This is a genomic window from Proteus sp. ZN5, assembly GCF_011046025.1.
Taxonomy (GTDB): Bacteria; Pseudomonadota; Gammaproteobacteria; order Enterobacterales; family Enterobacteriaceae; genus Proteus.
Genome location: NZ_CP047639.1, coordinates 2442020 through 2456635, shown reverse-complemented (window position 1 = coordinate 2456635; position 14616 = coordinate 2442020). Strand labels below are relative to the sequence as shown.

General features: G+C 36.7%; 11 protein-coding genes and 5 tRNA genes. 3 read left to right on the top strand and 13 right to left on the bottom strand.

Features of this window, described 5'->3' with window-relative positions; genetic code table 11:
* Positions 1-28 precede the first annotated feature (28 nt).
* Both GTK47_RS11285 and GTK47_RS11280 read left to right on the top strand, forming a co-directional pair.
* The gene (locus GTK47_RS11285; protein WP_165123249.1) at positions 29-1198 is read left to right on the top strand and encodes an iron-containing alcohol dehydrogenase; all 1170 of its coding nucleotides are present in this window, start codon (positions 29-31) and stop codon (positions 1196-1198) included.
* A gap of 283 nt (positions 1199-1481) precedes the next feature.
* Entirely contained in the window at positions 1482-2513 is a 1032-nt protein-coding gene (locus GTK47_RS11280; RefSeq protein ID WP_165123247.1) for a glycosyltransferase family 9 protein, read from the top strand.
* 196 nt (positions 2514-2709) lie between these two features.
* On the opposite strand, the gene GTK47_RS11275 is transcribed toward GTK47_RS11280, so the two are convergent.
* The 10 genes from GTK47_RS11275 to GTK47_RS11230 all read right to left on the bottom strand — a co-directional run bounded on the left by GTK47_RS11275 (position 2710) and on the right by GTK47_RS11230 (position 10450).
* Positions 2710-2796 (bottom strand) — tRNA-Leu (locus GTK47_RS11275).
* A gap of 168 nt (positions 2797-2964) precedes the next feature.
* Positions 2965-3051 (bottom strand) — tRNA-Leu (locus GTK47_RS11270).
* Positions 3052-3182: 131 nt separating this feature from the next.
* Positions 3183-3269, bottom strand: a tRNA-Leu gene (locus GTK47_RS11265).
* 5 nt (positions 3270-3274) lie between these two features.
* A tRNA-Cys gene (locus tag GTK47_RS11260) sits at positions 3275-3348 on the bottom strand.
* A gap of 25 nt (positions 3349-3373) precedes the next feature.
* Positions 3374-3449, bottom strand: a tRNA-Gly gene (locus GTK47_RS11255).
* Positions 3450-3590: 141 nt separating this feature from the next.
* Positions 3591-4139: a CDP-diacylglycerol--glycerol-3-phosphate 3-phosphatidyltransferase gene (gene pgsA / locus GTK47_RS11250; RefSeq protein ID WP_075674025.1), complete on the bottom strand. Its 549-nt coding sequence runs from the start codon at positions 4137-4139 to the stop codon at positions 3591-3593.
* A 55-nt stretch (positions 4140-4194) separates the two neighbouring features.
* Positions 4195-6027, bottom strand: coding sequence for an excinuclease ABC subunit UvrC (gene uvrC / locus GTK47_RS11245; protein WP_165123245.1), 1833 nt, complete (start codon positions 6025-6027; stop codon positions 4195-4197).
* Positions 6011-6670 (bottom strand): LuxR C-terminal-related transcriptional regulator, encoded by a 660-nt coding sequence (locus GTK47_RS11240; RefSeq protein WP_165123243.1) that lies wholly within the window; start codon positions 6668-6670, stop codon positions 6011-6013. The genes uvrC and GTK47_RS11240 overlap by 17 nt, the downstream gene beginning before the upstream one ends.
* Before the next feature lie 205 nt (positions 6671-6875).
* The gene (locus GTK47_RS11235) at positions 6876-7280 is read right to left on the bottom strand and encodes a GFA family protein (RefSeq protein ID WP_165123241.1); all 405 of its coding nucleotides are present in this window, start codon (positions 7278-7280) and stop codon (positions 6876-6878) included.
* A 95-nt stretch (positions 7281-7375) separates the two neighbouring features.
* Positions 7376-10450, bottom strand: coding sequence for a DUF2339 domain-containing protein (locus tag GTK47_RS11230; RefSeq protein WP_165123239.1), 3075 nt, complete (start codon positions 10448-10450; stop codon positions 7376-7378).
* 207 nt (positions 10451-10657) lie between these two features.
* Between GTK47_RS11230 and glpX the strand changes: the two genes are divergently transcribed.
* Positions 10658-11638, top strand: coding sequence for a class II fructose-bisphosphatase (gene glpX / locus GTK47_RS11225; protein WP_165123237.1), 981 nt, complete (start codon positions 10658-10660; stop codon positions 11636-11638).
* A gap of 110 nt (positions 11639-11748) precedes the next feature.
* Here the strand turns inward: glpX and GTK47_RS11220 are convergent, their stop codons facing one another.
* The 3 genes from GTK47_RS11220 to GTK47_RS11210 form a co-directional block, all read right to left on the bottom strand.
* Positions 11749-12780: a methylphosphonate esterase gene (locus GTK47_RS11220; protein WP_075674019.1), complete on the bottom strand. Its 1032-nt coding sequence runs from the start codon at positions 12778-12780 to the stop codon at positions 11749-11751.
* A 10-nt stretch (positions 12781-12790) separates the two neighbouring features.
* Positions 12791-13747: a DMT family transporter gene (locus GTK47_RS11215; protein WP_165123235.1), complete on the bottom strand. Its 957-nt coding sequence runs from the start codon at positions 13745-13747 to the stop codon at positions 12791-12793.
* Between the two features lie 130 nt (positions 13748-13877).
* A complete protein-coding gene (locus tag GTK47_RS11210) occupies positions 13878-14615 on the bottom strand; it encodes a glutamine amidotransferase (RefSeq protein WP_109393946.1) in 738 nt (245 codons plus the stop codon).
* Position 14616: the final 1 nt, after the last annotated feature.

Sequence of the window (14616 nt, the reverse complement as noted above, 5' to 3'; positions counted from 1 at the left end):
AGTTTTAATCTGGCAATAGGATCTCAAAATGCAACTCGATTTCTCTTACTATAATCCAACCACCATTCATTTTGGTAAGAATTCTCTTGCTAAATTAAATGATGAATTATCACATTATGGCGAAACAGTTATGCTGATGTATGGCCGTAACGCTATCAAGTCTAATGGGCTATATGACGAAGTTATCGCAATACTTCGTCATGCTGGTAAAAATATTGTTGAATTATCAGGCGTTATGCCAAACCCAACGTATAAAAAAATGATGGAAGGTGTTCAATTAGTTCGCGAACACAATGTCAGTTTAATATTAGCTGTCGGTGGTGGCTCTGTTATTGATTGTGCAAAAGGTATTTCCATTTCAGCCTATTGTGAAGATGAAGATCCTTTTCAAAAATACTGGGTTGAATATCAAGATGTGACAAATAAAATTGTTCCTGTTGCATCAATTCTTACTATGGTAGGCACAGGCTCTGAAATGAATGGTGGCGCAGTTATTACCCATGAAGAGACTAAATATAAAATTGGACGTGCATTTCCTGCAAATGTATTCCCTAAGTTTTCGATTTTAAATCCAGAATATACGTTTTCTGTTTCTCAGTATCAGATGGTAAGTGGTGTTTTTGACACTATGTCGCATTTGATGGAACAATATTTTTCTGACCAAGGTGCAAATACAACAGATTACTTAATTGAAAGTTTATTAAAATCTTCGATTGATAATTTACGTATTGCACTTAAAAACCCCAGTGATTACGAAGCAAGAAGTAATCTTATGTGGAATGCAACGCTTGCTTTAAATACCCTAACAGGATTATCAAAAACACAAGATTGGCAAGTTCATATGATTGAGCATCAATTAGGAGCTTATACAGACTGTGCACATGGAATGGGACTTGCTGCGATTTCTCTACCTTATTATCGCTTTATCTATAAATTTGGTATTGAGAAATTTGTACGATTTGCAACTCAAGTATGGGAAATTTCCGCAGAGGGAAAAACACAAGATCAAATTGCACTTGAAGGTATTGATGCACTAGAACATTTCACAAAAGAGTGCGGTATTGTGACTTCATTAGAAGACTTGGGTGCAACAAGAGAGATGCTTCCTGAGATTGCACAATCAACTACAATTATTGGTAGAGGCTATAAAAAGCTAACCACTAAAGATGTACTTGATATTTTAGAAGCGTGTTTTTAATCACCTATCAATACTCTTGTAAACATAGCTTTAGGTACTAAAAGTAAATTTTATATTAGGGCATATAATAAATACGATGATTATTTAAAAAATAGTCATCGTATTATCAACAATTCAGCATTTGCACTCATCCTCTCTCATTTTCTATCCAGAAAACAGATTAATTCTCTTATAAAGATGCCTCTAGATATCGATTCGTTTATAATCATAATAATATTATATGATTACTGCTGAACTCATACTAGCCAGCAATGAACATCTCTCATTCGAATATACATAAATTATGCCTAAAATATTAATAATACAAAGAGATAACATTGGTGATTTAATACTTACAACACCATTAATTGATTCTCTTGCTCATGAATATAATACAAAAATAGATTTGCTCGTAAACTCTTACAATCAAGCTATTTTAGAAGGTAACCCTTCAGTTGGAAATGTACATATTTACAGTAAGTTACATCATAAAAAATCAGGACAATCATCTTTAAAACTTATTTTTAGTCGCTTGAAAATTATTCTTGATATGCGTCGTCAGCACTATGACATTGCAATTATTGCTCGTGATCATTGGGCAAAAAGAGCATTACAATGGGCGAAATTATCAGGTGCTAAGCGTATTATTGCTATTGGCGATGATACACCTTCATCAGTAACAGACTCAATTCCAACGCCGTCTAATAAAGGTCATATTGCTGAATTGTTCTGCCAACTAGCCCGCCCTCTTGGAATAGAGAAAAAAGCAGGTCCTTTAAAGCTATATGTCAAAGATGAAGAGATCGCTGCAATTCGTCAACGTGTTAAGATAACTGAAAATATTCCTGTTTATGGCTTGCAAATCAGTTCTCGTAAACCACAACAACGTTGGCAAGCAGAAAAATTTAGTACGCTAGCACACCAATTAATGCAGCACGAAAAATGCCAAATTCTTCTCTTTTGGTCACCAGGAAGTAGCGATAATAAACAACACCCAGGTGATGATGAAAAAGCACAGTTTATTCTTGAACAATGTAAAGATATTCCTATCACGCCAGTACCTACTCAAAATCTTCGAGAATTAATGGCAGGTATGTCTTTATGTGATCAAATGCTAACCAGTGATGGTGGTGCATTGCATATTTCGGTTGGTGTTGGTGTGCCGACAGTAGCGATGTTTGGTAATAGTGATGCCGATTTTTGGGGACCGTGGCATATTGCCAGTGAGGTATTGAAAGCACCTGAAGATAATGTAGGGCTTCTTACCGTGGACGATGTATTAACTCGTTTTATTAAACTAAGGGAACAAGTTGTTCAATTAGATACAAAGAGTTAATCGCCAATTACTTAAACGAAGCAATATCAAATATAAATCACCTTATTGCCATAACTGATAAGGTGATTTTTTATTTTACACACTGTCAAATTGATAAAATTATATTTAAGTAGCAATAAGATAATGCATTTAATCCGATTTTTACTTTTTTTGTGATCAAAAAAAAACGGACCTCAATGAGGTCCGCTTCTTTATATGGTGCCCAGGGCGGGACTTGAACCCGCACAGCCTTACAGCCGAGGGATTTTAAATCCCTTGTGTCTACCGATTTCACCACCTGGGCTAAATTATATTTACTTGTTACACTTAATACCTGTTTATCAAACAAGATAGATAACAAATAAATTTAAAGCATTTACTTCTAAGCTAAATTTATTTTTTTAGCTCTTCTCTCACCAACTTATTGCTAGTGGAAGAAAAAACGGACCTAAGTTAAGGTCCGCTATTTGTATGGTGCCCAGGGCGGGACTTGAACCCGCACAGCCTTACAGCCGAGGGATTTTAAATCCCTTGTGTCTACCGATTTCACCACCTGGGCTAAATTCTGTGGTGCGTCCGTAAATTCTTATTACTAAGAGAGATACTGGTATGGACGACTTATTACTTACTTCTCTATGCCATTTGCAATGGACTTTCTTTTTTTGCACCAAACTCTTCATTTAAAAGAGATGGTGCCCAGGGCGGGACTTGAACCCGCACAGCCTTACAGCCGAGGGATTTTAAATCCCTTGTGTCTACCGATTTCACCACCTGGGCATTAATGGAGGCGCGTCCCGGAATCGAACCGAGGTACACGGATTTGCAATCCGCTGCATGACCACTCTGCCAACGCGCCTCAACTGCTCAATCTCATTAGAGATTGGAGCGGGAAACGAGACTCGAACTCGCGACCCCAACCTTGGCAAGGTTGTGCTCTACCAACTGAGCTATTCCCGCTTTACCGAACCTGCTGATTTACTTATTTATTTCTGTAAACCGTTGTGCCTTTCGATGCGTTGCATTCTACTGATTTCCTGAATCTAGTCAACACTATATTTGCATCTTTTTGACTGTTCGGTGAATTTTCAGTCATTTCGATCAACCTTCGCGCAAATCTGACCATGCAGCGCTCAAATATTGAAACATTGACCAGAAAGTCAGCACGGTTGCAATATATAATAATGCGAATCCAAACCACTCTGCTTCAACAGTAGGACGCCATAATAACACAACTAGCGAACCCATTTGTGCGGTCGTCTTCACTTTTCCTATCCAAGAAACTGCAACACTATTACGCTTTCCTAGTTCAGCCATCCATTCTCTTAGTGAAGAAATGATAATTTCACGAGCAATCATGGTTGCTGCGGGTAAGGTTATCCACCACTCATGATAATACTCTGTAATTAAAACAAGTGCTGTTGCAACCATTACTTTATCCGCTACTGGGTCAAGAAAAGCCCCGAAGCGAGTAGTTTGTTTCCATCTACGTGCTAAAAAACCATCAAACCAGTCAGTTGCAGCTGCTACCATAAAAATAATAGCGCAGACTAATGGAGCATCTTTGAATGGTAAATAAAACACCAAAACAAAGAATGGGATTAGTGCGACACGAAATAGAGTTAGCCAAGTTGGGATATTTAGTTGCATAGCGTTCTACACGACCTAGAAAAGTGAGAGTTATTAATATGGTGCATCAATACACTTAGTGTTTCAACGCATTAAAAATTTTTTCTGCTAATGCAGTCGAAATTGTGGGGACTTTCGCAATTTCTTCAACACTTGCGTCTCGCAAAGCTTGTAGCCCTCCCATATATTTCAACAACATTTGACGACGCTTAGGCCCTACACCTTCAATAGATTCTAACGAGCTGGTATTTTTCACTTTTGCTCTACGTTGCCGGTGCCCAGTTATTGCATGACGATGCGATTCATCACGAATATGTTGGATCAAATGCAACGCAGGTGAATCAGAAGGTAATGCCATACCTTCACCTTCAGGCACAAAAAACAAGGTTTCAAGCCCTGCTTTACGATCACTTCCTTTTGCGACACCTATTAATTTCGGATGTGATTTGTCCCAATCAACATTAAGAGAATCAAATACCTCTATTGCTTGTGCTAATTGCCCCTTACCACCATCGATAAAGATAATATCAGGAACCTTATTCTCTTCTAATGATTTACCATAACGTCGAGTGAGCACCTGATTCATCGCCGCATAATCATCACCAGGAGTAATACCACTGATATTATAGCGCCTATATTCAGATTTTAATGGGCCATTCATGTCAAATACTACACATGAAGCCACAGTTTGCTCTCCCATAGTGTGACTAATATCAAAACATTCCATTCGTTTTATCTCTTTCATACCAAGAAGAGACATCAACGAGGTATAACGTTGTGAAATTGTCGATTGCTCGACTTGTTTTGAAGCCAATGCTGTTGCTGCGTTTGTTCTAGCTAATTTTAAATAACGAGCTCTATCACCGCGTGGTTTTGTTTGAATTTGAATTTTTCGCCCCGCTATTGAAGAGATAGATTCAGAAAGAATAGCTTTATCTTCTAAATTAAAATCAAGCAAGATTTCAGTCGGCAAAGTTCGAATTGCACTACCTTGTAAATAAAACTGGCCAATAAAAGTTTGAACAACTTCATCAATTGGGGTATTTGCAGGGACTTTAGGAAAATAACTCCGACTTCCTAACACTTTACCTTGACGGAAAAAGAGGACATAAACACAAGCAATCGCACCATTAAAAGCAACACTGATCACATCAAGATCATCACCAATATTGGCGACAAATTGTTTCTCGGTCACTTGTCTTACGGCTTGGATTTGATCACGAATGCGAGCTGCCTCTTCAAAACGTAACTCTTGGCTAGCTTTTTCCATACGTTTAACCAATCCGTCAATAACTTGCGAATCATCACCTGAAAGAAAAAGCCGCACATAATTAACTTGTTGGGCATATTCTTCATCAGAAACATAGCCTTTTACACAAGGTGCAAGACAGCGGCCAATTTGATATTGCAAACAAGGTCTTGAACGATTGCGATACACACTGTCTTCGCATTGACGAATAGGAAATAATTTTTGCATTAATGCCAATGTTTCCCTTACTGCAAAGGAGTTAGGGAAAGGTCCAAAATATTCCCCCTTGGCATGTTTTGCACCGCGGTAACTAGCAAGTCTAGGGTGTTTATCACCACTTAAATAGATATAAGGATAGGATTTATCATCGCGTAACAACACATTATAACGAGGTTGATAACGCTGGATGTAGCTATGTTCAAGCAATAAAGCTTCCGTTTCTGTATGGGTGATCGTGACATCAATATTGGCGATGCACTTCACTAGAGCTTCGGTCTTACGGCTATTTACTTGTGTACGGAAATAGCTCGAAAGCCTCTTTTTCAGATCTTTCGCTTTGCCAACATAGATTACTGTGTCTGTCGCATCGTACATCCGATAAACACCTGGTTTATCCGTGACTCGGCTTAAGAATGCTTTGGCGTCAAATTTGTCTTCCACTTTGTAAATGACTCTCTATCTCAATTAACCCATAACGTATTGCTATATGAGTTAATTCTACATCACCTGAGATTTTAAGTTTACTAAACATTCGGTAACGATAGCTATTTACTGTTTTTGTATTAATATTCAACTCACTTGCGATTTGTGAGATTTTTTTTCCTCTAATGATCATTGACATAATCTGCAATTCTCTTTCTGAGAGATGATGTAACGGATTTAATTCTTGCTGTAATTTTGTTAGTGCGAGCTCCATCGCTAACTCTTGGCTTATATACCGTTGACCGATACAAACTTGTCGGATAGCTTGCAGAATATTCTCACAAGAAGTATCAATAACAATAAAACCTTCAATACCCAATTGAAGAAGTGTTATTGATAATATAGAGTCTATTTTTGGTGAAATAATAATAATTTTAATTGATAAAGATGATCGCTTTATTCTTTTTATAGAATCAATTAATGAGAGTGAAGGTGCTGAATAAATAATAATAAGATTAACCGAAAATTGTCGACAATAACGAAATGCATCACTTTCATCATTCATCACCTTTCGGATATTAATTTTTTTAATCTGGCTAAGAAGTGTTTTTATTCCCAAGCTAAATATTTCAACTTGACTTATTATCAATGTATTTATCAACAACGTTTCCCTTTAATTGAAATATAACAAAGAATGTTAGTTTAGCTTTCCACCCCCTTAACAAAAATATCATACTATAATAAAAATCAGCAACCCATCTCTTTCTTAGCATTAATTAATATTAATTTAATAAAATTATAAAAAAGACTCATCTAGAAAAGAGTCTTTAAAGAATGAAAAATATAAAAAACTAATAATTGAAATATTATTTATTGAACATATTCATAATATCTTGCTCTGTTAGCATCGGTGTTTTTTCTACAAAATTATAATAAAGAGGTTTGCTATCTATATAAATTTGCATTGTTAGTTTGCTTTCTTTGGCATCAGGGAATAATCCTGCTGATACATAGTAAGTATTGGTATCTTTTAAATGATAAAAAAGATGAGAGCCACAATGCTTACAAAATGCTCGTTCTCCCCATAAAGATGAATCATAGCGTGTTATATTTTCTTCACCTTCAATCTTCAAATCTGATTTACAATCAATTGAAAAACCTGGGCCACCATTCCAACGCAAACACATACTGCAATGACAAACACTGAGCGCAGATATATCTTGTGCTGTCGATAGTTTAACTTTACCGCACAAACATTGACCTTGATGCATTATAACGCTCCTTTTCGTTAAATCATGCACTAACCACCTAAGATTATATGCATGATTTAATTACTAACATGAACACTACGCAAGCTAAAAATGACTTACACTCTTGTATTATTCGTTTGTTTTTTCGGCGGTAATGGTGAGAAATACCCAATTAATAAAATCAATATTGCAACACCAATAAAGGCCAATGCTCTCAGCAATCCACTACTTAATGATGTATCAATTAGGAACAATTTAGCGATAACCACGGCCAACAGCACACCACCAATAAACCATTGTGAGCGTGATTTCTTACGTGTCGCCATTACCATAGCCACTAATGCCGTAATCGCCCAAATAATGGCTAATACTGTTTGGATTACTTTAGAACTAATGATTGCATAAGTTGACCAATCAACATCTGTTGCAAAAACTAATCCTCTTAATAAAATACCGTTTGCCCACCAGAAAATCATAGCAGGAATAATGTAATTAAATACCGGTAAGTTATTTTGCAATAATGCTTGATACTTAGGTGACTGTTTTATTACTGAAATAAATTTATAGCCAACCCATATTCCAACAATCCCCATTAGATCCATCAAGTTAAATAATGGAATAAATTTAATTCCACTTTCAGTACCGTTATTAAAGTTTGCAAAGATTAAAGAAAGTGCCAGTAACCCTAAAACAGGTAAAGTAACTAACCAATAAGTATTTTGGTACTCTTTTATCCAATTAACTCTCATTGCTAACATATAACTTATTGCAATAAATAAACTTATAGCAAGAATAACGCTTGCAAAATGTAAGCTCACATAAAGGTACGTAACATCCAGCAACCAGATAATTTCAGTAAATAAGAAAATACCAATAAAGACAAGATGCATGCTATGGATAAACGCTTTATTAATCCTCTGTTTCGGTAATAACGTATTTACTTTAAGCAAGTAGAAACCACTTGCAAAAGTTGCAACCCAGATAATCGCACTTAACCAATTATCAATTAGCGAACCTGCAAGATAGATGTACACCAACATAATAAGCGCTGATATCGGCCATAATAAAATAGAGCAACTTGCCAACTCAGAAAATTGGGTTTTCTTACCCGCAAAGTACATGCCCAAACAGCTAATAAGAATAAATGCAAAGGTAATGGATTTTACCTCTGGGTAGAGCCAATACTCTCCATACTCTTGTAAAAGTAAAACGCTATATCCCCAACTTACAACAGAGATAAATAGTGTTACATATCCAATAGTTTGATTATCAATATTAGTAAATTTAGCTCGATACCACAGTACGGCAACAGCAAATACAGCGATTACTTGTATTACGATCATTAGCCAATCGCCTAACAAGGTAACTGGCATGTTAAATAATAAAATAAAGGAAACTGCAACTAAAAGAGTCCCTGCAATAGCGGGTTTCTTTTGCTGCTGTAAAACAGAAAACGCAAGGATCATCACCCCTTCAATTGCCCATACAATCGATGTCCATTCAGCAGAGAATGCAAATGGTACAGCTAAAGTGGCAAAGGTAGCAGAGAGCATAAAGAAGGCAATCGCCAATAATTTACCCTCTTCACGATAACGTTTAAGCACAAACCAACTTAGTGCAAAATATGCTAATCCATAAAGTGATGAAGCAATAGCAACACCATATTCCCATTCTGAGGCTAATCGATGTTGGAAGATAAAACCAATTAATGGTGTACCAAATAGTAATGTGGCATCAAAAGAAATATTAAGTTTCAGTTTATTTTTTAATGTTGAAAGCTCCGTTGCAATACCAAAAATCAACCAATTTGCAATTAAAAATAGCTGGCAAGGTAAATAATCGGCATGACTGTAATTTGGTATTGCCCATATAAAACCAATACCAAAAGTAAAAGCAAAACCAATAAGATTTAATAAACGCCAAACTTGCCAATGACTGATAATAAGAATGCCAATTGACAGGATTAGATAATAGCTAAACAATCCAACATAGTTGTTATCACCTGTAGATAGTAAAACAGGCGCTAAATAACCACCAAGTGAGGCTAATATAGCTAAACTAATAGCTCGATGAATAACTGCCAAACTTACACTGAGCAAGCAGATAAACACCATAATAGCGAGAGCGATACCAATAGGAATAAATTCATAAATTTTAGTTGCGGCGAAAATAGTAATGTAGAGCCCGCCAACGCCACCACCTTGCAAAATTAATGCATATATCAAGTTTTTCTTTCTAAGCCACCAGCCAATACCTAATAAGGTCAAGCATCCTGTTCCAGCCATCATTAAACGTGTTGATGCTGAGATAAGCTCGTTCTCAATACTATATTTAAGTAAATAAGATAGACCAAAAAAGAGCAATAGCATTCCTATTTTAGCCAGCGGATTTCCTGTTACTATCCAATTCCAAATAAGCCCCAAAATCGATTTCTGTTGACGTTTTGGACGAGGATTTAAATTAGGTCTATATTGCGATGCAGGTCTATTTACTTGAGGTGTAGCATTTCCTAAATGACCGGTTTCAGATCCCGCAAGGCTAGCACTTGCCACATTCGTGCTATTCTCCACAAGAGACTCTGATGTTAATTCAGTATATGTTTGCTTCGCCTCTTTTTGATAATGACGAGCAAAACGGCTTGTTGCTACCTTAGGTTGATAAGATTCAGGCTCTTTAGGTGTAGGGACTGTTGGTATTTCCGGTTTATTAGGTTGTTTATTTTCAAGGTTAATATCATTAGCCATAGAAGATTGAACAACTGATTTTTCTTCTTTAGGAAAAACTTTATTAAATGTTGTTTCTTGTGATGCTTGTGCGCGTTGATATTCTGGCGTTTCTTTATTCTGCGCCTTGTTTTGCACATGTTCTGTTGTATTAATAGGTTCAACTGTTTTAGAGTCAACCGTTTTGGATTGATAAGTTGAAGCGGTTGAAACTGTTGATTGAGGCTCTCTTTTTATATCATGGGATAAATCCTTAACTTCGCTTTTCTGAGCATCAAGCTCTGCGCGAATATCCACAGTTTTGTCTTTATTTAATAACTTAAATAATTTCTCTTGTTGCTCAGTAAGTTTTTCTTCAAGCTGTTTAATTCGATACAGCAATGAGTTGCTATTTGTATAAGAGTGGTATTGCCAATATAAAGATACCACAACAAATATTGTAACGATGAGCGCCAAAAAGTCGTCCATAAACCTAATCCTTTTGCGTTAAGCATCACATGGTTTTTAATCTCTTAACCTTAGTTATACTTTAATTTTCACAGATTTATCTTAGTTTATTCCTAAATAATCTATTTCGAGAACTCTTGATTTAAACCTAGCACATAATTTCGAAAAAAAGGTATGATCGGTAACCTATCTTAATCTTCCATTTATATTGCAAAACACACTCATAATATGAAATTAAATGACGAATTAACTAACGCTATCGCTTCTGTAACAGAAGCCGCAGCTATTGCAGCAATGCCTTGGATTGGAAAACAAAATAAAAACGCAGCAGATGATGCCGCTGTCAGTGCTATGCGTGAACGTTTGAATAGCCTAAATATCAATGGTGAAATTATCATTGGCGAAGGTGAAATAGACGAAGCCCCTATGCTTTATATTGGTGAAAAAGTTGGTAATGGGAACGGCGATAAAATAGAAATTGCAGTTGACCCAATTGACGGTACTCGTATGGTAGCAACAGGTGAAAATAATTCCCTAGCAATTTTAGCTGCTGGCTTTGAAGGCAGTTTTTTACAAGCTCCCGACATGTATATGGAAAAATTAATTGTTGGTAAGCAAGCTGCCGGCGTGATTGATCTTAACCATTGTCTTGAATATAACCTTGATGCTATTGCACAAACATTAAATAAATCTATTGAGCAATTAACTCTCGCTATTTTAGATAAACCACGTCACCACGATATTATTAAAGATCTACGCGCTAAAGGCATTAATGTTATTACACTTCCTGACGGTGATGTTTTAGCCTCTTTATATGCCACAATGCCTAATAACAGTATTGATGTTATGTACGGCATTGGTGGAGCACCTGAAGGTGTTATTAGTGCTGCGATTGCTAAGGCATTAGGCGGTGATATGCAGGCACGTTTAATTACTCGTGATATTGCAAAAGGAAATAGTGCAGAAAATAGAGAATATGCCGTTTCTGAAATTGCTCGTTGTCATAAAATGGGTACTGATGTAAATATCAAGTTGTCATTAGACACATTAGTACGTAATCAAGATGTTATGTTTGCAGCAACCGCTATTACCAAAGGTGATTTCTTATCGGGTGTTAATCAACAAACCCAATACCTACAAACACACTCTTTAGTGATTAATGGTTCAACACATTCATTACGTTATATCGAGAATTACCATTTACGTTAATACCTAAATTTGTCTTTCTTTCCTTAAGACATAAAAAAAGCGGCTCTCGATTAAAGTGCCGCTAAATTTATTTCAAGGGGTATATTTATTGTTATTTATTCACTTCAGATTTAAGCCAACAAATTGGCTGGATTCTCAACACATAATTTTTTGATAATAGATTTATCAATACCACGTTGAGCCAATAATGAAAGGAATACATTAGGAACAAAGCCCCAACCATTACCCCCATTTTTCGCCCACATCTGTTTTAAGAACACATCATGGCTTAATACAATTTGGCTACCATAGCCTCTTTCAATTAAGGTTGCGACAGCCTCTACGGTATCCATAACACTTGGTGCTGCCCCCTCTTTAGGGAAAGAGATATCGAGACCAATCATATCGAACTCAAGCCAAACACCACGATCTAACATTTTACATTGATAATCAATATCTTTGCCTGATGGATCAGAGTGTGCCAATGAAATCTTCGCGGGATTACATCCCATTTCAGTTAATAGAATATCTAAAACTTCATCACCACGACGTTGCCAACCCGGCATATGAATATTCATCGATGCATGAGGATTACTGTTTTGTGCAATAGCCGCTGCTCTTAAGCTATTTTTCTCACCATCAGTAAAGAAGGGAGAAACACCAATTTCACCAATCATACCTGCGCGAATATCAGTACCATCGATACCTACATTCAATTCATCATCAATGATTTTTGCCATTGCATCAATATCATCAGCCAGTCGTTCTCCTTCAAACTTCTCAATATAAAGCCCAGAAGAAGCCACAACATTAATGCCTGTTATCTCTGCAACTTGTCTTAATTTTCTAATATCACGTCCAATAGATGAAGAGCCAGTTGCATCAACAATTGTTCTTCCACCTAATTCTTTGAAGTTATTTAATTCAAAAATAACATCTTCGATTGGTTTCTTATCCATATTATCGCAGCAGCAATATGGATCGTATTTAAGTCCCCACTGAATATCTGCACTCACTTTTTTATCAACTAACACATGCGAGAATTCATAAAAAGGTTCATCAACAACACCTGAGAGATCATTAAAGAGGTGTTCATGGGGTAATGTTAACCCCATATCTTCTTTTTTCACGGGGCCAGTTACGGTTTGAATATAACCTTTCATTACGATACTCCTACGCTTTTGCTGACTTAGTGGCTCTGAATTCAGGGATTGTGGTTACAATCGCACCTACTAGCGCAAATAATGTACCGATGATTGTCACTAAATAAACGGTATTGCCTAATGAAGGTAATAATAAGTCAATTAATACAGAACCTAATAATTGACCTGCTGTTGAAGCAACACCTAACATCAGTAAGCCTAAACCACGAACTAAAATAGCCATTAATGCGATAGACATGAGTCCTAAAGGACCACCTAAATACATCCACCAAGTACCTGGTAATTCAAGAGTGATATGGCCTAATGCCATACGAACAATAAGAGCAATGGTTAAAACAGTGAAGCCAACAATAAAGTTCCAAGTGATAGACACCATCATAGAACCGGTTGCTTCTGCAACTTTAGAGTTACCTGCTGGCTGCCAACCGGCTAATAAACCTGCAAGGAAAGGTAAGATTGCTAAATAGATAAATGAGGTTGAGTGCCATTGTGGAGAGACCACAAATAAAGTTGCAATAACGGCTAATACTGCACCTAATACACGATATGGCGTGAAATATTTTTTCTCATCAACACCAACACCAAAGCGGTCACATAATAAGCCTGATAATAAGAGTGCTGAGATCAATGCTGTTTGGAATGTTGCAATCCCTAATGCGCTCGCAGAAGCCCCTTCAGAGAAAACAACCATTGCACCACAAAGACCCGCAAACCAGTTCCATAATGGAATTTTGCGCGTTTTAATTAAACTTGGAATTGAAGCAAATTGCTGGCGATACTGTTTTTTCGACATGATGATAAAAAACATCACCACTAAACCACTGGCAAAAGAGATAACTGCACTGGCGTTACCATCTTTTAAAACATGCCCTAACTGCCCATTCACCGCCGACTGCATTGGTGATAGCATACCTGCTAACACAGTTGCTAACATCAGCAATGGTGTTGATAAATTTTTTGTACTCATAAGATGTTCCTTTTGGATTATTGGCTATGAGTGATTTCTTTTTTTATTTTTCAAGTAATCGGTTTTTTATTAGCGCAGAGCGGCAACTCTGCGCTTTTTTACTTTTTATGACAGTTATTCTTAATTCAAATTAACGGGCGATTTGTTTAAGAATGTTGACCCACATATCTGCATAATGAGGCCATGCTAAGAATTCTTTGCTACCCCAGTGAGGAGAACAGTCACTCATAAAGCAACCTGTTTTTCCTTTTTCGAACTGACCAAATACCAGTAATGGATCTTCGCCAATATTTAATACAGTCTCTGTATTCTCTTTAGCTGAAACTTTGTTATAGCCAAGGAACATTGGCCATTCACCAAAACCTTTTACTGATGCATGTTGAGCATTAACAGCACTTGCAAATACACCTTCAGGCGCTTCAACACGATCGTCACCATCTAGCATTTCAACAGGCAGAACTTCTGCAAGTAATGTGTTTTTGTAGTTTGCTTTAGCTTCAATACCCATAAATGACAGGTAACCACCAATCATTAATAAACCACCGCCATTAACTACAAACTCTTTAATTAACCCTAATGCGTTAGGAATAACTTTCATGTTATAGAAAGTATCGTTTTGCAGAAGGAACGTATTTGCACCAATGTCACTAATGACAATGACATCGTATTTAGCTAATGCTTCAGCCGTTTGTGGGAATGCAACCTGAACGGTATGAGCAGGCATATAATCAACTTCAACACCCTTTTCTCTTAAGCAACTTAATAAGAACGTTGAACCTTCTTCATATTTGCTGGAAGTGAAACTGTCGTAGCCTTTGGAGTGGATCATATGAATGTGCCATGACTCACCAATAAATAAGATTTTCATT